Genomic DNA, 20,717 nt, shown 5'->3' on the forward strand with positions numbered 1-20,717 from the left:
AGCTATGACGACAATAATGATAGTCACCATGATTGCCCTGCTACTGCTGGGCTTTCCCATGATGGTGCCGCTCATTGCAGCGGCGATCATCGGTTTTTACATGATGTTTAACGGCTTCGGCCAGATGGATACGCTGATTCAGCAAATGATGGCAGGCATACGGCCAGCCTCACTGATCGCGGTACCCATGTTTATTTTAGCGGCCGATATTATGACCCGCGGCCAATCGGCTAACCGTTTGATCGCGATGGTAATGTCGTTTATCGGCCATATTAAAGGCGGGCTTGCGGTCAGTACGGCGGCCTCTTGTACGTTGTTTGGCGCTGTTTCAGGTTCAACCCAGGCAACCGTGGTCGCGGTGGGTTCGCCGTTGCGGCCCAAAATGCTTAAAGCCGGCTACTCCGACTCCTTTACGCTGGCGCTGATTATTAATGCCAGCGATATCGCTTTTTTGATTCCGCCGAGTATTGGCATGATCATCTACGGGGTCGTGTCAGGCACATCGATTGGTGAGTTGTTTATCGCCGGTATTGGCCCCGGCCTTCTGATTCTGTTGATGTTTTCAGCCTACTGTATTACCTACGCCATCGTTAAGGATGTACCGACTGAGGCGAAAGCCAACTGGAGAGAGCGTGGCGTTGCGGTTCAAAAAGCGCTTTGGCCGCTGGGTTTCCCGGTTATTATTGTCGGCGGTATTTATGGCGGTATTTTTAGCCCTACGGAGGCTGCCGCAGCGTGTGTGCTGTATGCGGTGCTGCTGGAATTTGTGGTGTTTCGGTCCCTCAAGATGGTCGATATCTACACGATTGCCAAATCTACCGGCTTGATTACTGCTGTGGTGTTTATCCTGGTAGCCGTCGGTAATAGCTTCTCCTGGATTATTTCCTTCGCTCAAATTCCCCAAACGATCCTGGAAGCCGTAGGCGTGAATGATGCCGGGCCGACCGGCGTCTTGATCGCGATTTGTATCTCCTTCTTTATCGCCTGCATGTTCGTTGACCCTATCGTGGTTATCCTCGTGCTTACGCCTATCTTTGCCCCTGCCATTGCCACAACAGGACTCGACCCGGTACTGGTCGGCATCTTGATTACCCTGCAGGTGGCGATTGGCTCGGCCACACCACCGTTTGGCTGCGACATCTTTACCGCGATTGCGATCTTTAAGCGGCCTTACTGGGAAGTTATTAAAGGCACGCCGCCGTTTATCTTTATGCTCATTCTGGCGGCCGCGCTTCTAATCATGTTCCCGCAGATTGCGCTGTTTCTACGCGACCTGGCGTTCCGCTAGCCATCCATTAAGGAGAATTGCATGTTTAACCGCATTTTAGTCCCAGTGGATGGCTCGAAAGGTGCCATTAAGGCGCTCGATAAAGCAGTAGGGTTACATCTGCTAACGGGCGCTGAGCTCTATTTCTTGTGCGTATTCAAGCACCACAGCCTGCTTGAGGCGTCACTTTCCATGGTACGCCCCAATCAGTTGGATATTCCCGACGATGCGTTAAAAGAGTACGCCACCGAGATCGCTATACACGCGAAAAACCATGCCATTGAGCAAGGCGCGGACAGCACAAGCGTGCGTGCTTTTGTTAAAGGTGGTCGGCCTTCACGTACCATTGCACGCTTCGCCTGGAAGCGAGAGTGCGATTTGATCGTGATTGGTGCTCAAGGCACTAACGGCGAAAAGAGCATGCTGCTGGGCAGTGTATCTCAACGGGTGGCCGGTGCGGCGCATTGTCCCACCTTGGTGGTGTAGCTTCGTTGTAGGCACCACGATTGACGTAAGCATTGCTTCACAAGGTTAAACCTCTTGGTAAAAGCGAGGTCGTAACAGGCGTAGCTACAGTCTTAACTACGGTTTTAACTACAGTCGTAACAACAGCGCCCGTTTCAGGTAGATACACCCTGAAGCGGGTGTTAGGCTTTGAAGCACTTAATATCTGGCGTATTGCGCCGTCGAATAAGGTTACTTTTTTATGAAAACACTGCTCTCCTCAACGGCTCTGACAGGTCTGCTTTTAGTGGCACCGTTTGTTGCTGCGGCCCCTGAAACTGACGATCAGCGCCTTGCCTACAGCCTTGGGGTTACGCTGGGTGAAAGCATGAAAGCGGATATCGGCGACCTTGACCTGGATGCGTTTAACGACGGCATGCGCGATGTGTTCGAGGACAATGAGTTGGCGCTCGACGAAGAGCAAATGGTTGAGGCCATTATGGCCTTCCAGGAGCGCTCGTTGGAGGCGCGTGAACAGGAAGCCGCTGAGATCGGCCAGGCAAACCTCGAGGAAGGCGAAGAGTTCCTGGCAGAAAACGCCGAGCGTGAGGGCGTAGAGGTGACGGATTCTGGCCTGCAGTACGAAGTGCTTGAGTCGGGCGATGGCGCAACGCCCGGGCCTGAGGACACTGTTGAGGTGAATTACGAAGGCATGCTGCTGGATGGTACGATATTCGACAGCTCGTTTGAGCGCGGCGAGTCGGTTAGCTTCCAGGTCAATCAAGTTATTGAAGGCTGGCAGGAAGGCCTGCAGATGATGAGCGTTGGCGATAGCTGGATGCTGTATATCCCTGCTGACCTGGCTTACGGCGAAAACGGCCAAGGCCCAATTGGCCCCAATGAAATGCTCACGTTCCGGGTTGAACTGTTAGGCGTTGAATAATCCATGCCTATGGCCCTGCGGGTAGCTCACACGCTAAGTGCGTTGTTGTTGCTAAGCGGCCCGCTGGCAGCCAGTGCAATGGCTGAAACGCCTGAGCGCTTGCCCGCGCTAAATGCCATGTCAGAGCAGGCAAGCGTCGTCGGCGTTTCATCAGGCGGTTATATGGCAACCCAGCTAGCGGTTGCTTGGCCTGAGCGCTTTAGCGGTGTAGGCGTGCTGGCGGCAGGGCCTTGGGGCTGTTCGGAGGGCTCCTTAAATCTTGCGCTTAATCAATGCATGCAAACCCGTGTAGGCCAGCCAGCCTTGGACAGGCTAGACGCACGTTGGGCGGGTTATGAAAGGCATGACCGGGTCGGTGCTCGTGAAGACCTGGCTCAGCTCCGTGCCTTTATCTGGTATGGCGATGCCGATGATGTCGTACAGCCCGAGCTGGCTGAGCTATTGGCCAAGCAGTGGTTGGGCTGGCTGACATCGCCTGAGCAGCTGCAACGGGTACGTAGTCAGGCAGCGGGGCATGGCTGGCCAGTCCAGCTACGCGAGGAGGAAGCTGTTGGTCCGCAGGAGTTGGGCAACTGCCGCCAGGGCGGTGGTAGCCATGTGCTGGCCTGTGATGAAGATGTTGCGCAAGAAATGCTTGCCTGGTTATATCCCGAACGCGACGCTTCTACTTCCGCAACGGGAGAGCTGGTTGCTTTCGATCAGTCGGAGTTTGCGGTTAAAGGGCTCGCGGACACGGGGTATGTATTTATTCCCGCAGCATGTGAAGAGGGAGCATGCCCGGTCACTATTGCACTGCACGGCTGCCAAATGAGCGCTAGCGCTATTGGTGATACCTTTGTTAGCCATAGCGGTTTGAATCGTTGGGCCGCCAGCCACCAGCAGATAGTGCTTTACCCACAAGCTGACAGCAGCTTGTCGAACCCGCAAGGGTGCTGGGATTGGTGGGGGTATGCAGAAAGCCTCTGGCAGAAAAATCCGCTGCACGATACCCGTGAAGGCGTCCAGGCGAGCGCGCTCATGCGTATGCTTGACCGTTTGGAAGCCGCGCCGGTTATGCCGGTTCTGTCTGACTAGTTCTGCCTGGCTAGCTCTTCTTTACCACTTCAAAGTCAAACCAGCTCCCCACATCTCCCTCCGGTGTTTCAAGAATCACGCGTGCCCGCCAGGGCGTAGCAGTTTGCACCTCTTTATCCACTTGACCTTGACCACGAAAACGGCTTGGCGTGATGGCATCCAGCACAAAGCGCTCAATCCTCGAATCTCGATAGCGGTCAACCAAATCCACGTTGACCTGATGGGCTGGAATGCCTTGAATATCGACTTCCAACGGTAAAGCAGCGTGCGCTTCTATAGGGCCGTTGACATCAATATGAAAGGTCAACTGGCGCCCACTGCCCAGTGCGACTGAACAAGGGTGAGCATGGACATCGCAACTGGCGGCGGAAGGGAACCAGGTAACGTGGCTGTTATCGTGATATTGATGAAAAAATACGTACCATGTAGACATCGCCAGTGCTAAACCGGTGACTAAAATCAGCACCTTGAGTCCCTGTAAACCTGAAAAACCAGCAGTTTTAGGTAGTATCTTCATGGCAGAATACCGCTACGCAGGCCGTGAGGCGGGGTGTCGTTTCATGGTAACAGTAAACGTGTCGATGTCGTTGTGCTGTGATGTCGCAGTCACTAAGGAAAACCCATGGAGAGTATTACCACTGCGTTAGGGCCCCTGTTCCTACTAATTCTATTAGGAGCGGGCATGGGCTACTGGCGCTGGCCCGGTGCAGATTTTTGGCCGCAAATGGAGCGGCTAATTTACTTTGTGCTTTTCCCGGCCATGCTGGTGGGAACGCTGGCCACCGCCGATGTCAGCCAGGTACCGGTAGGGCGCTTGGCCCTGGTGCTATTAGGCGCCATTGCGTTTTTTGGGCTGCTGATCTGGTGGTTTCGCCATTGGCTACAGCTAACGCCAGCAGCGTTTACCTCGGTGTTTCAAGGCGCGGTGCGCTTTAACACCTATGTAGGCGTAGCGGGGGCCGCGGCATTGCATGGTGAGTTAGGTGCAACCACGGCAGCGGTTGCCGTAGCGCTGATGGTGCCCGTGGTGAACATCATGTGTGTGGCAAGTTTTGTGGCTGCCGGCACATTAGGCAGTGCGAGCATGGGGAAAAGCGTCATGGCGTTGGTGAAAAACCCGCTGATCCTCGCCTGCCTGGCAGGAATAGGATTAAACCTGAGCGGCATTGGCCTGCCAGGGTGGAGTGAGGACACCGTCGGCCTGCTAGGGCGTGCCGCGCTACCACTAGGGCTGGTTGCCGTGGGGGTGGCACTACGCCCGGCCGCGCTGTTACGCATTGACCGTGGCCTGTTAGCGACCAACAGCGTCAAATTGTTACTAATGCCAGCGCTGGTATTGGTGCTGGCGTGGGCGCTAGGCCTGGATACCGTTAGCCGGGACGTGGCGCTGCTGTTTGCAGCACTTCCCACGGCAACCTCGGCCTATATTCTGGCCCGCCAGTTAGGTGGTGACGCTGAGCTAATGGCAGCCATTATCACCGGTCAAACGCTACTCGCCATGCTCACGCTTCCGCTCTGGTTACAGCTTGCAGGGTAAGATGTAAAAATAAATAAAAAGTATTCGCATTTGTATTGACGGGTTAAATGATAATGATTATATTGTGCTTGTAGCGTTTAATGAGTCGCTACAGACCACGACAGCGAGCCGCCAGTTCGTTGTCATGGTTTCTCCCTCTCATTGCTAGTCACGGTCTTTTGCCACTCCTTTGGAGTGGCTTTCTTTTTTTGTGCACCTTTAAAAGACTGAGCCCACTGTGAATGACCGCCAGCGAGAGCTTTACGCTGACGGCCTTTGCTTGAAAGTGGTGGTAACTTACGCCTCGCGCCGATAAATCAGATCCCACACGCCGTGGCCCAACTTCTCGCCACGGGCTTCAAACTTGGTCAGCGGGCGGAAGGCGGGGCGGGGTACATAGGGCGCCGTGTCGGCATCGGCTGTGTTGGCGTAGCCGGAGGCGGCTTCCATTACCTCGGCCATCCACTCGGCATAGGCTTCCCAGTCGGTCGCCATGTGGAAGGTGCCGCCGGGTTTCAGGCGTGTGCGAATCAGCTCGACAAACGCGGGCTGTACAATGCGCCGTTTGTGGTGCTTTTTCTTCGGCCAGGGGTCGGGGAAAAATAGCTGCACGGTGTCGATTGAGCCTTCCGGCAGGCACTTCTCCAGTACGGCCAGGGCGTCTTCCTTGTAGATGCGCAGGTTGGTGAGGCCACGCTTGTCCACTTCATCCAGCAGCTTGCCGACGCCCGGCGAATGCACTTCAATGCCGATAAAATCGGTGTCTGGGTGGGTTTCGGCCTGCTCGATCAGCGAATTGCCCATACCAAAACCGATTTCAACCACGCGGGGGGCTTCCCGGCCAAACAGCGCGGTCAGGTCCTGCAGGCCGTCATCAATCGTCAGGCCAAAGCGCGGCCATACGTCTTCAAGGCCCCGGTTCTGGGCTTGAGTCATGCGCCCAGCACGGATTACATAGCTTTTAATACCGCGACGATGCAGCGGCGCTTCAGCGCTTACTGGCCCGGTTGAGGACTCATCGGTATTTTTAATATCAGTCATAAAATCTCTTAACCGTTAATGCGGCCAGCAAAAGGTGATGAAGGGTCTGCCGTTTGGCGGCGCGGCATGCGCCCGGCCAGGAAAGCATCGCGCCCGGCTTCTACGGCGCTCTTCATGGCGCGTGCCATGCGTAGCGGTTCACGAGCGTGGGCAATGGCGGTATTCAAAAGCACGCCATCGCAACCCAGCTCCATGGCCATGGCCGCGTCGGATGCCGTGCCGATACCGGCATCCACCAGCACCGGTACGCTGCTTTGTTCCACAATCAGGCGCACGTTGTGTGGGTTCTGAATGCCGTGGCCTGATCCAATCAGCGAGCCCAGCGGCATGATGGCGCAGCAACCCATGGCTTCAAGCTCACGTGCCACAATGGGGTCGTCGCTGGTGTACACCATGACGTCAAAGCCATCGGCCAACAGCGTCTCGGCGGCCTTTAACGTTTCGACCACATTGGGGTAAAGCGTGGTCTCATCGCCCAGTACTTCCAGTTTGACCAACTTGTGGCCATCCAGCAGTTCGCGGGCCAGGCGACAAGTGCGCACGGCGTCTTTGGCGGTGTAGCAGCCTGCCGTGTTGGGCAGTAGTGTATAGCGCGACGGCGATATCACGTCGAGCAGGTTGGGTCCGGCTTCCTGGCCCAGATTGGTACGGCGTACGGCAAAGGTAACAATCTCGGCGCCACTTTCGGCAATCGCCGCGCCGGTCTCGTTGAAGTCTTTATATTTGCCGGTGCCGACTAGCAGGCGAGAACTAAAATTACGTCCGGCGATAGTAAACGGCGCATCGTTTTGAAGTGTCATAGCGAATCCTGGTTAAAGCGCAAGAAATAGGGCGTAGCCAGTGGAAGGATCATGAGAGCTGCGGGCTAGCCACCGCCAATGGCGTGCACCACTTCGACCTGGTCATCCTCGGCCAAGGGAGTGATGGCTAGCTGGCTGCGTGGCACAATCTCTTCGTTGATCTCTACCGCGACCCGCCGACCCGTAAGCGCCAATTGATCGATTAGATCCGCAGCCGTCAGGCCCGCTTCCAGCGTGTAAGGCTCGCCATTGAGTTGAATTTGCATAAGGGCGTCTCGTCTATCGAGGCATAGGGTCTATAAGAGTTAGGGCTAACCCTAGCGAAATACCAAAAAGTGCCTCTATTGTAGCGGTTTCCTGCGGCGCAAGGTATGCCGAGTCGTACGCGCGCTTATACAGGCGCGCTAACACCTTGAAAGGAGCAGTAATGCAACGTAGCGAACGAATCATTTGGTGCCTGGTAGCGCTCTCTGGAGCTATCACGGTCATGGTGGGCGCGTATGCTGCTCATGGCCTGGCCGCGCGAGTATCGGCGGAGTTGGTGCACGCTGCTGAAACCGGAGTGCGCTACCAGGCTTGGCACACACTGGCGATAATGGCGGTACTGGTCGGTCAGCGTGTGTTTGGCTTCAAGGGCTGGCAGTGGCCAGTTGCGCTGTGGGGCTTGGGCATGGTGGGTTTCTCCGGCTCGCTTTATGCCATGGCGATGGCCGATTTAAATGCAGGCATCGTCACGCCGATAGGTGGCGCTCTGCTGATTGCCGGGTGGCTGATGCTAGCCGTGGCGGTGATCAGAAGCCCTTAACCAAGAAGCCCTGGTAGACTTTTTACGGTTGACCTTTAAGCCGCCCGGTGCTTTTACGCACGATCAGATGGCTACTTAGCGTCTGATGCCGAATGGGCTGCTCGCCGCGCAAAAGGTGGAGCAGCAACTGCATGGCCTGCTGGCCGATTTCATTGCGCGGCTGGCTAATGGTCGTCAGTTCCGGGTCGCAGTATTCGCTCAGGCCGATATTATCAAAGCCGACAACCGACAACTGGTCGGGCACGCTTATGCCTAACTGGCGGGCGGCTTTCAGCACGCCAATCGCCATTTCGTCACTATGACAAAAAATCGCGGTAGGCCGGGGCGTTTTCCCCTCCAGCAGTGCTAGCCCCTGCTGATAGCCGGAGCGAAAGCCAAAGTTACCCTCTGCAATACGCGCTTCATTGCTCAATTGATGCACCGCGAGCGTATCGCGGTAGCCGCGATTTCTTTCCTGGCAAATAGGATTGTTCGCCGGGCCGGAAAGCGTGGCAATACGTCGGTGGCCGAGCGACACCAGGTAATCAATCGCCTGACAGCTGGCTTGATGGTTGTCGATAGCAATTAACGGCAGGTCGATATCGCTAAAAAATTCACACGCCATGACCAACGGAAAGTCCGCTTGATTATCCGCTTGCTTGACCAGCGCCTTGGGAATCTCGGAGGTCAACAGCACAATGCCATCGGCCTGATTGGTGGAAAGCAGCCGAAAGTAGGCCTCTGCGCGCGCAGGGTCGTGTTCGCAGTCGCCAATCAGTATCTGGTAGCCCGCCTGATGGGCAACATCCTCCATGCCGCTAATAATTTCGGAGAAGAACGGATTCGAAATATCCGGCAAGAGCGCCACGATGGTTTTGGACTCCGCGCGGCGCAAGTTGCGCGCGGCAATGTTGGGCGAATAGCCCACCTGAGCAATTGCTTGATTCACCCGCTTGCGAGTGGCATCGCTGACTTTTTCAGGCGTTGCCAGGGCGCGTGACACGGTCGCTGTCGAACAGCCCGCGGCTTTCGCCACGTCTTTAATCGTCGGCACGCTATGCGGCTGTTTGCTCGTTACCTGGGTGTTAAGCATTGAACGATGGTCCTGAAAAACGCGCCTGAAGGCGGGCGGTTAAAGACAATGTTGGCGCGCTACTAACCAAAATGTAAATGTTTACATCCAAATTTTAGCAGTGTTAGCCACAACATTTAAACGCATCCTTACTATTAGCGCGTTAATTATGCGGCTATTTATTCCCTCTTTTTATTTATTCTTTAGTCTAAAATATAAGCGCTTACCGAGAGGTTTAAGATTTAAAGCCCTTTTACAGCAGTGCGTTATCCATTTTATACCCCCTTTTTGACGCGCTTGACCGATGTACGTTGCTCTGCTGAAATGTAATCCATTACATTGTGTCTTTCAGCACTGATTGCTGACGCTAAAACAACAAAACAAATGAGGTCGATGATGAAGACCCTTAAAGGGCCCGCGCTCTTTCTAGCCCAGTACATTGGTGACGAGCCGCCTTTCGATAGCCTGGAGAATATTGCTCGCTGGGCATCGGAGCTGGGCTTTAAAGCGCTGCAAATGCCCACGCTGGATAAGCGGTTTTTTGATCTGGAGCGAGCAGCAGAAAGCCAAGCGTATTGCCAGGAAGTCCAGGCGCTTCTAGCGCAATATGACTTGGAAATTTGCGAGCTTTCGACGCATTTGCAGGGCCAATTGGTGGCCGTGCATCCGGTTTATGACAGCCTGTTTGATGGCTTCGCCCCGGCTGAACTGCACGGCGACCCGGTCGCGCGCCAAGCCTGGGCTGTCGAACAGCTAAAGCTTGCTGCCCAGGCCAGCGCCAATCTGGGTTTGAAGGCCCATGCCACGTTCTCCGGCTCGCTGCTTTGGCCGTTTCTTTACCCTTGGCCGCAGCGCCCCGCAGGGCTGGTTGAAGAGGGTTTTGCCGAGCTTGCCAAACGCTGGCGCCCTATTCTGGATGCCTTCGATGCGGCGGGTGTGGACTTATGTTTTGAGATACATCCCGGTGAAGACCTGCACGATGGCGCGACCTTTGAGCGTTTTTTAGCCGCAGTGGACCATCACCCGCGCTGCTGCATGCTGTATGACCCTTCGCATTTGGTGCTCCAGCAGCTTGATCACCTTGCCTTTCTTGACCGCTATCACCCCTATATCCGCATGTTTCATGTCAAGGATGCCGAGTTTCATCCTACCGCCCAGCAGGGCGTTTACGGCGGCTACACTTCTTGGGTCGAGCGGGCAGGCCGCTTTCGCTCCTTGGGCGACGGGCAGGTGGATTTCAAAGCGGTGTTCTCGAAACTGGCGCAGTACGATTTTGATGGCTGGGCAGTCATCGAGTGGGAGTGCGCGATCAAACATCCTGAGCAGGGCGCGGCGGAAGGCGTCACGTTCGTGAACGAGCACATCATTCAGGTGACCGACCGCGCGTTTGATGATTTTGCCGATGCCGGAACGGATCGCCAGGCCAACCGCACGCTGCTGGGCCTCGGTTAAATTAACGCTCAGGGATTACTTCATGACAATAATCAATAACACGCCGCGCAGACTTCGCCTCGCCATGATAGGCGGCGGCCAGGGGGCTTTTATCGGCGGTGTGCACCGTATGGCGGCGCGCCTGGACGACCGCTTTGAGCTGGTGGCCGGGGCTTTTTCATCTCAGGCCGAGCGCAACCTGGCGACCGCCAACGAGTTAGGTATTGATGAGCAGCGCTGCTATGCCGACTACGCAGCACTGTTGGCAGGCGAAGCCGCTCGCGAAGATGGCGCGCAGGTCGTGGCGATAGTCACACCTAACCACCTGCATTACCCGGCGGCGCTGGCAAGCCTGGAAGCGGGCTTTCACGTGGTGTGTGAAAAACCCATGACGCTCAGTGTTGAGGAAGCCGAGCAGCTGGCGCAGGCGGCTGAGAAAAGCGCTCGCCACTTTGTATTAATGCACAACTATGCGGGTTATCCACTGGTTCAGCATGCCCGTGAACTGATTGCCGAAGGCGCGCTGGGGCAGCTTCGCCATGTACAGGTCGAATATATTCAAGAGTGGTTAAGCGAACCCCCTGAAGCCGATAACCGCCAGGCTGCCTGGCGGTTGGACCCCGCTCAGGCGGGGGCGGCGGGCTGCCTGGGAGATATCGGCGTGCACGCATTTCAGCTGGCCCAGTTTATTAGCGGCCAGCGAGTCAGTGAAGTAAGCGCTGAGCTGGTGACAGCGGTGCCGGGGCGGGCGCTTGATGATAACGTTCAGGCGTTGTTGCGTTTCGATGGCGGCGCGCGAGGCATGCTGTGGGCAAGCCAGACGGCCGCCGGTTATGAAAACGCGTTAACCATCCGCATCATCGGCGAGAAGGCCAGCCTGCAATGGGCCCAGGAGCAGCCCAACGAGCTGTGGCTGAAACCGCTTAATGGGCCAAGCCAGCGCTTAACGCGGCGCGATGACTGGCTAAGCGCGAATATCGCTCAAGGCGTTCGCGTGCCGGGCGGGCATCCGGAAGGCTACATTGAAGCCTTTGCCAACCTGTATCAGGCGCTGGCCGATGGGTACACGTCAGGCGAGTATCCGTCTTGGTTGCCCGGCATTGAAGACGGTGTGGATGGCATGCGCTTTATTGCCGCCGCGATTACCTCACACGAGGCGGAGGGTAGCTGGACGCCGCTGCATCTGAGTAAAGCGTCAGGCGCTTCTGGGGGCGCCCCATGAGTGAGCCTATTTTAAAGCTTGAAGGGATCGGTAAAGCGTTCGGCCCCGTTCAAGTACTGAATGATATTTCCCTTTCCGTTATGCCGGGCGAAGTGCTGGGTATTCTGGGGGAAAATGGCGCCGGAAAATCCACGCTGTTAAAGATCATCAGCGGTATTTACACGCCAACGGTGGGTACGATTCACCTGAATGGCCAGATATTCAGCGCATTGGACCCGATTACGGCGCGTTCTCACGGCGTGGCGATGATCCCCCAGGAATTCAATTTAATCCCCACGCTGCGTGTCTATGAAAATGTCTTTTTGGGCCAGGAAGTACGCCGTAATGGTTTTCTTGATCACTCAGGCATGCGTAAGCGCACCCAGCAACTGCTCAGCTCGCTAGAAGTGGACTTGGACCCTGAACTTCCCATCGAGCGGCTAAGCGTTGCCCAAAAGCAGATGGTAGAAGTGGCCAGGGTGCTGGTTAACGACGCGCGTCTGCTGATTCTGGATGAACCCACCACGGTGCTGACCGACCGCGAAGTTGCAGTGCTGTTTAACGTGGTGCGCGCGCTGGTCGCCAAGGGCGTCACGATTCTGTTTATTTCTCACAAGCTAAAAGAGGTCAAAGATCTCTGTGATCGGCTGCTGATTTTACGCGACGGCCAGCAAGTAGAGCTGTGCGAGACCGCGACGCTTAATGAAGAGGACATGGCGCGCAAAATGGTCGGGCGTGAGCTGTCACAAATTTACCCTGAGAAGATCGCACAACGTGCTGATAACACGCCGCCCGCGCTGCGGGTGCGGGGCTTGAGCCTTAAAGGCAAGCTCAAGGACATCAACCTTGAAGTACGCCGTGGCGAAGTGTTGGGGCTGGCCGGGCTGGTAGGTGCGGGGCGCACCGAAATTGCTGAAACCATCATGGGGCTGCACCGCAAAGAGCAGGGCGAGATATTTATCGATGGCGAGCTTGTTGATCTTCGGTCACCCAACGAAGCCCACGCCCACGGCTTGGCGTATCTGTCGGAAGACCGCCAGGGCAAGGGGCTGATTCTCTCGTTTAACGTCATGCAGAACATTACCGCCCTTAGCCTGAAGCGCTATGTGCGCGGGTTTATCAAACATCGCGCTGAACGGCGTCAAGCTGAACATTACCAGCAGCGCTTGGCCATCAAGGCATCCAACCTCGCGGCGCCGGTGAGCCTGTTGAGCGGTGGTAACCAACAGAAGGTTTACTTCTCGAAGCTACTCGATATCGAGCCCGAGATCCTGATGCTCGATGAGCCCACCCGCGGCATCGACATCAGCGCTAAACAGCAGATTTACCGGTTGATTCGCGACTTTACCGAACAAAATAAAGCTGTTGTCGTGATCTCCTCTGAGCTTGAAGAGGTCATTGGTATTGCGGATCGGGTGTTAGTGATTCGCGAGGGACAAATAGCCGTTGAGCTTAACGGTGACGAGATCAATGAAGAACAAATAATGCTGTATGCCGCTGGCGCACGGCAGCACGCCAACCGTGAACAAGTGGGGAATCAAGATGGCTCAACCGCCTAATACCAAGACAATGGGGAGCGTTGCACGCCAAGGCCTGCGCAGGCTGCCCCTTAACGCGACGATTCTGGCCCCGCTGGTGGCGCTGATTTTGCTGTTCGTGGTGTCGTCCATCGCCAGCGAATATTTTCTTAATACGCGCAATATTTCCAACGTAATGCGCCAGGTCTCCTATACCGGCATTATCGCTATCGGCATGACCTTTGTGATTATCGCCGGCGGGATCGATCTGTCGGTGGGGTCGATGGTGGCGCTGGTGGGCGTGGTTATCCTGTATATCGTCAATAGCATTAGTGACCCCATTCAGGCGGTGCTTCTCGGCCTGTTGGCCGCTATCGCTGCGGGCGGGTTGTTAGGGCTATTCAACGGCCTGTTAGTCACCCGAGGGCGCATAGCGGCCTTTGTGGTAACGCTTGCCAGTATGTCGATTTTTCGTTCGCTGGCGCTCTACTTCACCGATGCAGCAGTGGTTTCTACCCCCAATCCGCACTTCTCAAGCGTGGGCGGCGGCTTTTTGCTGGGCATTCCGGTTCCGGTGATCGTGTTCTTTGGTTTGGCGATCATCGCTCATGTGTTGCTGTTTCATACCCCTTACGGGCGGCATGTGTGCGCGGTGGGCGCTAATCCTCAGGTAGCACGCTATTCGGGCATCCGGGTTGAGCGCATTGTGCTCTCCACCTTTGTGATTGCGGGCATTTGCGTGGGGCTTTCGGCCATCATGCTGACCTCGCGGCTCAACTCGGTAAGCCCGAGTGATGCGGGCTACTTTTATGAGTTGGATGCTATTGCCGCCGTTGTCATAGGAGGCACGGCGCTTTCCGGTGGGCGCGGCTCGATATGGGGCACGGTCATCGGCGCGCTGATTCTAGGCATTATCAACAATATGCTTAACCTGACCGGCGTTTCCCCTTATTTGCAGGGGCTGGTCAAGGGCGGCGTCATTTTGCTGGCGGTACTGCTGCAGTACAAGCGTGCCTGACTTGTAAAAGCGGACGTTAAAAACGGTCTTTTCGGTCGCTATGCCCAAACAGGGCCGACGATCACACTGGGCGGGGTTGGCTCGCCCATCCACGATGTACGTTAGAAAGGGAGCAATAACAATGACACTATCACGCCTTTTCAAGACTGCCGCGCTGGCAACGGCCATAGCGAGTACGTCCAGCCTGGCGCTGGCCGATGACTACCATATTGGCGTCACCGTGCCGTCCGCTGACCATGGCTGGACCGCAGGCCTTTTATGGTGGGCACAGCAAGCCGCCAACGACCTAAGTGAGGAGTATCCGGATGTCAGTTTTACGGTACTTTCCGCCAACTCCGGCACGGCCCAGGTCTCTAACGTGGAAGATTTGATGATCCGCAACCTGGATGCGCTGGTCATTCTTCCCCACGACCCGGCAACGCTTCAGGCGGTTATTTCTGAAGCCTACGATGAAGGCATCTATACCGTTGTGGTGGACCGCGAGCTTGAAACGCCTGCGCAAAACGTCTTTATTGCGGGCGATAACTCAGGCTTAGGCGAGCACGCCGCGCGTTATATCGCTGAAGAGTTGGGCGGCGAGGGCAATATTCTGGTGCTGGAAGGCCCGCCCATCCCCATCAACAGCCAGCGTGTCGATGCCTTTAACCGGGTGATGGAAAACTACCCCAACATCAATATCCTGGCCTCTCAAACGACCAACTGGAACCCACAGCAGGCGCTTAGCGTAACGGAAGACCTGCTGGGCAGTAACCCGGAAGTAGATGCCATTTGGGCGGGTGACGATGACGTATTGATCTCGGCGCTTCAGGCGGTTGATGAAAACAACCGCGACGATATCCAACTGATTGTGGGCGGTGGCGGTTCTCAGCGCGTGATTGAAATGATCCGTGACGAGCACCCGATGGTCAAAGGCACCGTTACCTATCCGCCGAACATGATTGCCTCTGCCATGGCGCTAGCGGTACACGGCGTTAAAGGCGAGCATCTGGGCGATATGTACCACGGCGTGCCTTCACGGCTCATCCTTAACGCTGATCTAATCACCCTCGACAATGTAGAAGAGTACTACGAGCCAGAAGCCGCTTACTAAGCTACCTGGCCGCTAAACGCCCCGGGCCCTGGCTTCTTGATAGCCAGGGCCCGGGGCGTTTTTTTGCAAGCCATTCTCTACGATCGCTGCTTACCCTGTTTGTCGGCTGCTACGTAGCGGGCAAGGCATAGCTTGCGGTGACGTGCACAACTGGGCGGTGTTCATCGGCTGCGGAGAATATCTGTACTTCACCCACCGCTAAACGGCGGCCCAGCTTGATCAGTTTGGCGCGGGCGATAATGTCGTGTTCGCCTGAAGCGGCGCGCAGGAAGTGGCAGTTTAAGTCACTGGTCACCGCCATGGGTTCAGGGCCGATTTGGGCCAGAATCGCCACATACAGCGCCACATCGGCAAAGCCCATCATCGTCGGGCCAGAAACCCGGGGGCCGGGGCGTAGATGTTCATACCCTACCGTTAAGCGCATCGTGGCACACATCTCGCCTACGCTCTCAACTCTGCCCATTCGCTGGGGAAACACCTCATCCAGAAAGTGCTCGATCTGTTCGACAGTCATGACGGTCATTGTTGTTATCCTGTATAAAAAAGCCCCAAGGCATATGCCTTGGGGCTAGTTGTACCATAAAACGAATTTACTTCGCCTTATGCACCTGACGCCATTCGTGAAGTAGCGGTTCGGTGTAGCCTGACGGCTGCACGCGACCCTTGAAGATCAAATCTGAGGCGGCCTTGAACGCGGTGGAGTCCTCAAAGTGACTGCTCATCGCGGTGTAAGTGGGGTCGCCTGCGTTTTGCTCATCGACCACTTTCGCCATGCGTTTGAGGGTTTCCTCTACGCGCGGCGCATCGACAATGCCGTGATGCAGCCAGTTGGCAATATGCTGGCTGGAAATACGCAGCGTGGCGCGGTCTTCCATCAGGCCTACATCGTGAATATCCGGCACTTTGGAGCAGCCCACGCCGTGCTCTACCCAGCGCACCACGTAACCCAGAATGCCTTGGCAGTTGTTATCCAGCTCCTGCTGAATCTCGTCATCTGACCAGTTAGGGTTTTCCGCCACTGGGACGCTGAGTAAGTCGTCGAGGAAGTCGGGCTCGCCCAGTGCTTCAAGCTCGCGCTGAACGTCGGTGACATTCACCTGATGATAGTGCAACGCATGTAGGGTAGCGGCCGTGGGCGAAGGTACCCAAGCGGTGTTGGCACCGGCTTTTGGATGGCCGATTTTCTGTTCCAGCATGTTGTGCATTAAATCGGGCATGGCCCACATGCCTTTACCGATCTGGGCGCGATCGCGTAGACCGCAAGCAAGGCCTACTTGTACGTTGCTCTTCTCGTAGGCGGTAATCCACGCGGCGGATTTCATGTCGCCTTTGCGGACCATGGGGCCTGCTTCCATGGCGGTGTGCATCTCATCGCCGGTGCGGTCCAGGAAGCCGGTGTTGATGAACGCCACGCGTGAAGAAGCCTCGGCAATACACGCCTTGAGGTTGACCGTGGTGCGGCGCTCTTCGTCCATGATGCCCATCTTTAAGGTGTCGCGGCTCATGCCAAGGATGTCTTCCACGCGGCCAAACAGCTCGTTGGCGAACGCGGCTTCGGCAGGGCCGTGCATCTTCGGTTTGACGATATATACCGAGCCGGTGCGCGAGTTGCGTGGCTGGTCGGCATCTTTTTTAAGATCGTGCAGGGCCAGTAGCGAGGTCACCACAGCATCGAGAATACCTTCCGGCAACTCGTTGCCCTCCTCATCCAGAATCGCTGGCGTGGTCATCAAGTGGCCCACGTTACGCACGAACATCAGCGAACGACCGGGTAGGGTCACCTTGCCGCCTTCGGTGGTGTTCCAGGTGCGGTCAGCGTGCAGCTTACGGGCGAAGGTTTTACCGCCCTTGTCGATGTTCTCTTCCAGATCACCCTTCATCAGACCGAGCCAGTTGCTATAAACGCCTACCTTGTCTTCGGCATCCACGGCGGCTACGGAGTCTTCGCAGTCCATAATGGTGGTGAGTGCGGCTTCAACGACGACGTCTTTTACGCCCGCCGGGTCGGTTTTACCAATGGCGTGACTGGCATCGATCTGGATTTCCAGGTGCAGGCCATTATTGGCTAGCAGAATCGTCTCAGGAGCGGACGTTTCACCGGTAAAGCCAATCAGCTTGCCGGAATCTTTTAGGCCAGTTTCCCGGCCGCCTTCCAGCGTAACGACCAAATGGCCGTCACGAATTGTGTAGTTAACCGCGTCGCGGTGGGAGCCTGTGGCCAGCGGCGCGGCACGGTCCAGAACGCCTCGCGCATAGGCAATGACTTTAGCGCCGCGCTTGGGGTTAAAGCTTGTGCCTTTTTCCGCGCCGTCTTCCTCGGAAATAGCGTCGGTGCCATAGAGCGCGTCATAAAGACTGCCCCAGCGCGCATTCGCCGCATTCAGGGCGTAGCGGGCGTTACTTACCGGCACCACCAACTGTGGACCTGCCTGTATGGCAACTTCGCGGTCGACATTGGCGGTGGTCGCCTTTACGTTGGAAGGCAGGTCGGCCAGGTAGCCGATCTCTTTCAAAAAGGCCCGGTAGGCTGGCATGTCGCTAACGGGGCCGGGGTTCTCACGATGCCATGCATCAATTTTTTCTTGCAGCGCATTACGCTCTGCTAGCAATTGTTTATTTTTTGGGGTCAGATCATGGAACAGGGCATCGACACCGGCCCAGAAGGCGCTTTCATCAACGCCCGTGCCAGGTAGTGCCTGCTCGTTAATAAAGCGGTCCAGCTCGGTGGCCACCTGCAAACGGTGGCGCGTGATACGCTCGCTCATGGGGTTTCTCCTGTGAAGGTGCCCGTGGGTGGTGAATGGCCACGGCCAGAGTAAAATAAGCGCAAAATACATTTATGGAAAATACTTCCACAACTGTGCAGGCATGTAAACAGCGTAGACGTTAAAGCGGCACAATGCTCGACCAAATGATAAGAAAGCAGGGCGCTCATAGAGAGGTTTGGATGCAGGATTTCCAACAGATGGAAAGTTTGTTTCGGCAAACGGCAGGCGAATCAGTCTTTTCCCGATTAGTGCCGGGTGAAGCGCTGTGGGACGTCGTGAAGGGCTATTTTCTGCATTATGGTCTGGAAGCACTCTTTGAAAGCACCGATGAGGTACATGCAGGCTTTATCGATACCGGCCGCTTTGCCTTGTGGTGCCAGGTATGGAGCCCACCCAATCCATCAGGCACAGCCTTTGTGGTGCACGGTTACTTTGACCATTTAGGCCTTTATCGTCACCTGTTAACGCACCTGTTGGCCAAGGGCTGGCGGGTAGTGCTATGGGACCTGCCGGGTCATGGGCTTTCGAGTGGCCCGCGCGCAGAGATTGAAGATTTTGACGACTATCAGCACTGCCTCACCTACATGCAAAACACCCTGATCACGCTAGGCATAGCTTCCAGGCCGTGGTTGGGTGTTGGGCAGAGTACCGGGGGGGCGATTCTTGCAACCGACGCACTCACCCGGCGCGAAGAGGCCGGTTGGGATGGCCTGGTGCTGCTCGCGCCGTTGGTACGCCCTTGGCGGTGGACTCAGGCGAGTTGGATGCACCTTATCGCTAGCCCGTTCTTGAAGGATATTCCGCGTAAATTTCGGCCCAACTCAACCGACGAAGCGTTTACCGAATTTCTGCGTGATCACGACCCACTGCAGCCCGAGCGCTTAAGTGTGGCGTGGGTAAGTGCCATGCGGCGCTGGATGCCACGCCTGCTCGCGCTTGAGCCTGTCGACGTGCCAACATTGATTTTGCAGGGTGAGCAGGATTTAACGGTTGATTGGCAGTGGAACCTGACCGTTTTAGCACAAAAATTTACCGCCGCCGAGATTCACTACCATCCGGAAGCACGCCACCATTTAGTTAACGAAGCAGAACCGATTCGCGAGACCTTGTTTAGCGCTATCAACACGTTTATTGACCAGATGCCTGGCGGGCCGCATGAGCCTGTCGAACCCTAAATAGCCTGTTATTAAGGAGTCCAATCGAATGAGCGTAGTACCCAAGGTATTAGGGCGTGTCCTCATTTTGAAAGAGAGGCTGTCCCTCATTGATTTTCTGTGGGGTTATGCGACTCTTCTCAACGGAAGGGGAGTACTGCCATGACACGATATGTTTTGACCGATGACATTTGGGAACAGCTTCAAGTCACCATGAACGCAAAGGGTTGCCACCGCTGGCCCAATGATCGAAATGTGATGGAAGCAATACTCTGGAAACTCCGAACCGGCGCTCCCTGGCGCGACATTCCGAGTGAGTTTTGCCCCTGGAAAACGGCCTATAATCGCTTCAACCGCTGGGCCATCAAGGGACTGTGGGAGCAATTTTTTTGAGCTACGAGGCGAAATTGATACAGATGGGTATTCGCCGACGGAAGTTACCTCCGCGCTCACCAGCATGCGAGTGGAGCTCGGCATGGAGAAGAGCGGGCCATTGGAAAATCACGAGGAGGAGCTACCACCAAACTTCATATGCTCGCCGATGCGCATGGAAATCCGGTCGATTTTGAAGTCACTGGGGGTAACGTCCACGACGCTACGGTTGCAGAGCACCTCATAAAGAAGGTCGATCAAGCCGACCACTTCATTGCTGACAAGGGCTATGATTCAGAGGCCATCCGTGACCATGCCAGGGTGAGGGGCATCAACCCGATCATTCCCAAAAGATCAAACAACAAGACGCCAAATCCGGGGTTTGATGCCTTTCTCTACAGGCATCGCCATTTGGTAGAAAACCTCTTTGCCCGGCTGAAACACTTTCGCAGTATTGCCACTCGCTTTGAAAAACTGGCACGAAATTTCAAATCCATGTTTTACCTGGCGCGCACCTTCATTTGGTTGAAAATGAAATGAGGACACGCCCTAGTATTTGCCGGAAGCAGCCGCCAAGATTCACACAACAAACAGTTGGCGCGGCTGGTTGCCAAGCGCATTGAGGCGTTAGGCGGCGTGGCCACGTTTGTGGATTTGAAAGACTACCCGTGCCCTCTGTTTGATGAAGATATTGAAACCCAAGGTGTTCCGGAGAACGTGCTTAAACTGCGCGAACTGCTGGCTGATCACCAGGCGCTGTTTATCGCCTCGCCGGAATACAACGGCTTTATCACCCCGCTTTTGAAGAACACGCTGGACTGGTTATCACGCCCTTATGACGACACGCCGGGCCTGGCGCTTTACTCAGGCAAATGGGCTGCGCTGGTGTCGGCTTCCCCTGGTGGGTTAGGCGGTATTCGCGCGATGCCGCTGGCCCAACAGTTGCTCGCCAATCTAGGCTTGATCGTACTGCCGCAGCCGATGTCGCTCTCCAAAGCGCACACCGCTTTTGATGAAGCAGGCACGTTTATCGAAGAAGCCAATAGCAAAAAACTGGATGCGCTCTGCCAGCGGCTGGTGGATATGCTGGCGTGTACGCGTCTTTAAAACTGCATCGCGAAGCGCCTTAAGGGACACTTTGATGGCGGGGCCTGGCGTGAGGCCGTTGCGTCACGCCAGGCCCCATCTGTGCTACATTGCCCGTGTATTCCTATACTCGACTGAT

Annotated in this window: 19 protein-coding genes and 2 pseudogenes; 14 read left to right on the forward strand and 7 right to left on the reverse strand. The window is 55.8% G+C overall.

The features are described 5' to 3' along the window. Positions 1 to 4 precede the first annotated feature (4 nt). The 4 genes from ACT3RQ_RS06205 (at position 5) to ACT3RQ_RS06220 (ending at position 3,728) form a co-directional block, all read left to right on the forward strand. On the forward strand, positions 5 to 1,288 hold the full coding sequence (locus tag ACT3RQ_RS06205) for a TRAP transporter large permease (protein WP_444680149.1): 1,284 nt from the start codon (positions 5 to 7) through the stop codon (positions 1,286 to 1,288). 21 nt (positions 1,289 to 1,309) lie between these two features. Continuing rightward, a complete protein-coding gene (locus ACT3RQ_RS06210; protein ID WP_172116854.1) occupies positions 1,310 to 1,753 on the forward strand; it encodes a universal stress protein in 444 nt (147 codons plus the stop codon). 220 nt (positions 1,754 to 1,973) lie between these two features. Beyond that, entirely contained in the window at positions 1,974 to 2,654 is a 681-nt protein-coding gene (locus ACT3RQ_RS06215; protein ID WP_192526890.1) for an FKBP-type peptidyl-prolyl cis-trans isomerase, read from the forward strand. A 3-nt stretch (positions 2,655 to 2,657) separates the two neighbouring features. Further along, entirely contained in the window at positions 2,658 to 3,728 is a 1,071-nt protein-coding gene (locus ACT3RQ_RS06220; RefSeq protein ID WP_444639544.1) for an alpha/beta hydrolase-fold protein, read from the forward strand. 10 nt (positions 3,729 to 3,738) lie between these two features. Here ACT3RQ_RS06220 and ACT3RQ_RS06225 read toward each other — a convergent pair whose 3' ends face one another. Further along, on the reverse strand, positions 3,739 to 4,245 hold the full coding sequence (locus tag ACT3RQ_RS06225; protein WP_444639543.1) for a hypothetical protein: 507 nt from the start codon (positions 4,243 to 4,245) through the stop codon (positions 3,739 to 3,741). Between the two features lie 105 nt (positions 4,246 to 4,350). On the opposite strand from ACT3RQ_RS06225, the gene ACT3RQ_RS06230 reads away from it, so the two are divergent. Then, positions 4,351 to 5,265 carry an AEC family transporter gene (locus ACT3RQ_RS06230; protein ID WP_444639542.1) on the forward strand — a complete coding sequence of 305 codons (915 nt, stop codon included), beginning with the start codon at positions 4,351 to 4,353 and terminating at the stop codon, positions 5,263 to 5,265. A 276-nt stretch (positions 5,266 to 5,541) separates the two neighbouring features. On the opposite strand, the gene trmB is transcribed toward ACT3RQ_RS06230, so the two are convergent. From trmB to thiS, 3 genes are all read right to left on the reverse strand, one after another. After that, positions 5,542 to 6,285, reverse strand: coding sequence for a tRNA (guanosine(46)-N7)-methyltransferase TrmB (gene trmB, locus ACT3RQ_RS06235; RefSeq protein ID WP_444680150.1), 744 nt, complete (start codon positions 6,283 to 6,285; stop codon positions 5,542 to 5,544). Between the two features lie 8 nt (positions 6,286 to 6,293). Further along, positions 6,294 to 7,085 carry a thiazole synthase gene (locus ACT3RQ_RS06240; protein WP_444627388.1) on the reverse strand — a complete coding sequence of 264 codons (792 nt, stop codon included), beginning with the start codon at positions 7,083 to 7,085 and terminating at the stop codon, positions 6,294 to 6,296. A 65-nt stretch (positions 7,086 to 7,150) separates the two neighbouring features. Next, the gene (gene thiS, locus ACT3RQ_RS06245) at positions 7,151 to 7,351 is read right to left on the reverse strand and encodes a sulfur carrier protein ThiS (RefSeq protein WP_172116865.1); all 201 of its coding nucleotides are present in this window, start codon (positions 7,349 to 7,351) and stop codon (positions 7,151 to 7,153) included. A 161-nt stretch (positions 7,352 to 7,512) separates the two neighbouring features. Here thiS and ACT3RQ_RS06250 point away from each other — a divergent pair, with 161 nt between their 5' ends. Next, entirely contained in the window at positions 7,513 to 7,890 is a 378-nt protein-coding gene (locus ACT3RQ_RS06250; protein WP_444680151.1) for a DUF423 domain-containing protein, read from the forward strand. Positions 7,891 to 7,912: 22 nt separating this feature from the next. On the opposite strand, the gene ACT3RQ_RS06255 is transcribed toward ACT3RQ_RS06250, so the two are convergent. Further along, positions 7,913 to 8,962 (reverse strand): LacI family DNA-binding transcriptional regulator, encoded by a 1,050-nt coding sequence (locus ACT3RQ_RS06255; protein ID WP_444680152.1) that lies wholly within the window; start codon positions 8,960 to 8,962, stop codon positions 7,913 to 7,915. 375 nt (positions 8,963 to 9,337) lie between these two features. Here ACT3RQ_RS06255 and ACT3RQ_RS06260 point away from each other — a divergent pair, with 375 nt between their 5' ends. The 5 genes from ACT3RQ_RS06260 (at position 9,338) to ACT3RQ_RS06280 (ending at position 15,198) form a co-directional block, all read left to right on the forward strand. Next, a complete protein-coding gene (locus ACT3RQ_RS06260; RefSeq protein WP_444680153.1) occupies positions 9,338 to 10,393 on the forward strand; it encodes a sugar phosphate isomerase/epimerase family protein in 1,056 nt (351 codons plus the stop codon). A 22-nt stretch (positions 10,394 to 10,415) separates the two neighbouring features. Next, entirely contained in the window at positions 10,416 to 11,594 is a 1,179-nt protein-coding gene (locus ACT3RQ_RS06265) for a Gfo/Idh/MocA family protein (RefSeq protein ID WP_444630997.1), read from the forward strand. After that, positions 11,591 to 13,132, forward strand: a complete 1,542-nt coding sequence (locus ACT3RQ_RS06270) for a sugar ABC transporter ATP-binding protein (RefSeq protein ID WP_444630996.1) — start codon at positions 11,591 to 11,593, stop codon at positions 13,130 to 13,132. Before ACT3RQ_RS06265 ends, ACT3RQ_RS06270 begins: the two co-directional genes overlap by 4 nt. Further along, positions 13,116 to 14,108, forward strand: a complete 993-nt coding sequence (locus ACT3RQ_RS06275) for an ABC transporter permease (RefSeq protein ID WP_192526899.1) — start codon at positions 13,116 to 13,118, stop codon at positions 14,106 to 14,108. Before ACT3RQ_RS06270 ends, ACT3RQ_RS06275 begins: the two co-directional genes overlap by 17 nt. 121 nt (positions 14,109 to 14,229) lie before the next feature. Next, positions 14,230 to 15,198, forward strand: coding sequence for a substrate-binding domain-containing protein (locus ACT3RQ_RS06280; RefSeq protein WP_444680154.1), 969 nt, complete (start codon positions 14,230 to 14,232; stop codon positions 15,196 to 15,198). 109 nt (positions 15,199 to 15,307) lie between these two features. On the opposite strand, the gene ACT3RQ_RS06285 is transcribed toward ACT3RQ_RS06280, so the two are convergent. Both ACT3RQ_RS06285 and ACT3RQ_RS06290 read right to left on the reverse strand, forming a co-directional pair. Further along, positions 15,308 to 15,721 (reverse strand): PaaI family thioesterase, encoded by a 414-nt coding sequence (locus ACT3RQ_RS06285; RefSeq protein ID WP_444639534.1) that lies wholly within the window; start codon positions 15,719 to 15,721, stop codon positions 15,308 to 15,310. A 67-nt stretch (positions 15,722 to 15,788) separates the two neighbouring features. Continuing rightward, entirely contained in the window at positions 15,789 to 17,963 is a 2,175-nt protein-coding gene (locus ACT3RQ_RS06290; RefSeq protein ID WP_444680155.1) for a malate synthase G, read from the reverse strand. 182 nt (positions 17,964 to 18,145) lie between these two features. On the opposite strand from ACT3RQ_RS06290, the gene ACT3RQ_RS06295 reads away from it, so the two are divergent. The 3 genes and pseudogenes from ACT3RQ_RS06295 to ACT3RQ_RS06305 form a co-directional block, all read left to right on the forward strand. Then, on the forward strand, positions 18,146 to 19,141 hold the full coding sequence (locus ACT3RQ_RS06295; RefSeq protein WP_444639532.1) for an alpha/beta hydrolase: 996 nt from the start codon (positions 18,146 to 18,148) through the stop codon (positions 19,139 to 19,141). Between the two features lie 141 nt (positions 19,142 to 19,282). After that, positions 19,283 to 20,032 (forward strand): annotated as a pseudogene (locus tag ACT3RQ_RS06300) (IS5 family transposase). A gap of 21 nt (positions 20,033 to 20,053) precedes the next feature. Beyond that, positions 20,054 to 20,599: pseudogene (locus ACT3RQ_RS06305) on the forward strand (NADPH-dependent FMN reductase); the annotation flags it as partial. Between the last annotated feature and the right edge of the window lie 118 nt (positions 20,600 to 20,717).

The sequence above is a fragment of the Halomonas sp. AOP43-D1-4 genome, assembly GCF_052446175.1.
Taxonomy (GTDB): domain Bacteria; phylum Pseudomonadota; class Gammaproteobacteria; order Pseudomonadales; family Halomonadaceae; genus Vreelandella; species Vreelandella citrativorans.

Coding starts and splice junctions, on each gene's coding strand:
- ACT3RQ_RS06275 (WP_192526899.1), top strand. CDS start 13,116: ATGGCTCAACCGCCTAATACCAAGACAATGGGGAGCGTTGCACGCCAA.
- ACT3RQ_RS06220 (WP_444639544.1), top strand. CDS start 2,658: ATGCCTATGGCCCTGCGGGTAGCTCACACGCTAAGTGCGTTGTTGTTG.
- ACT3RQ_RS06205 (WP_444680149.1), top strand. CDS start 5: ATGACGACAATAATGATAGTCACCATGATTGCCCTGCTACTGCTGGGC.
- ACT3RQ_RS06225 (WP_444639543.1), bottom strand. CDS start 4,245: ATGAAGATACTACCTAAAACTGCTGGTTTTTCAGGTTTACAGGGACTC.
- ACT3RQ_RS06210 (WP_172116854.1), top strand. CDS start 1,310: ATGTTTAACCGCATTTTAGTCCCAGTGGATGGCTCGAAAGGTGCCATT.
- ACT3RQ_RS06240 (WP_444627388.1), bottom strand. CDS start 7,085: ATGACACTTCAAAACGATGCGCCGTTTACTATCGCCGGACGTAATTTT.
- ACT3RQ_RS06255 (WP_444680152.1), bottom strand. CDS start 8,962: ATGCTTAACACCCAGGTAACGAGCAAACAGCCGCATAGCGTGCCGACG.
- ACT3RQ_RS06250 (WP_444680151.1), top strand. CDS start 7,513: ATGCAACGTAGCGAACGAATCATTTGGTGCCTGGTAGCGCTCTCTGGA.
- trmB (WP_444680150.1), bottom strand. CDS start 6,285: ATGACTGATATTAAAAATACCGATGAGTCCTCAACCGGGCCAGTAAGC.
- ACT3RQ_RS06230 (WP_444639542.1), top strand. CDS start 4,351: ATGGAGAGTATTACCACTGCGTTAGGGCCCCTGTTCCTACTAATTCTA.
- ACT3RQ_RS06285 (WP_444639534.1), bottom strand. CDS start 15,721: ATGACCGTCATGACTGTCGAACAGATCGAGCACTTTCTGGATGAGGTG.
- ACT3RQ_RS06295 (WP_444639532.1), top strand. CDS start 18,146: ATGCAGGATTTCCAACAGATGGAAAGTTTGTTTCGGCAAACGGCAGGC.
- thiS (WP_172116865.1), bottom strand. CDS start 7,351: ATGCAAATTCAACTCAATGGCGAGCCTTACACGCTGGAAGCGGGCCTG.
- ACT3RQ_RS06280 (WP_444680154.1), top strand. CDS start 14,230: ATGACACTATCACGCCTTTTCAAGACTGCCGCGCTGGCAACGGCCATA.
- ACT3RQ_RS06265 (WP_444630997.1), top strand. CDS start 10,416: ATGACAATAATCAATAACACGCCGCGCAGACTTCGCCTCGCCATGATA.
- ACT3RQ_RS06260 (WP_444680153.1), top strand. CDS start 9,338: ATGAAGACCCTTAAAGGGCCCGCGCTCTTTCTAGCCCAGTACATTGGT.
- ACT3RQ_RS06290 (WP_444680155.1), bottom strand. CDS start 17,963: ATGAGCGAGCGTATCACGCGCCACCGTTTGCAGGTGGCCACCGAGCTG.
- ACT3RQ_RS06270 (WP_444630996.1), top strand. CDS start 11,591: ATGAGTGAGCCTATTTTAAAGCTTGAAGGGATCGGTAAAGCGTTCGGC.
- ACT3RQ_RS06215 (WP_192526890.1), top strand. CDS start 1,974: ATGAAAACACTGCTCTCCTCAACGGCTCTGACAGGTCTGCTTTTAGTG.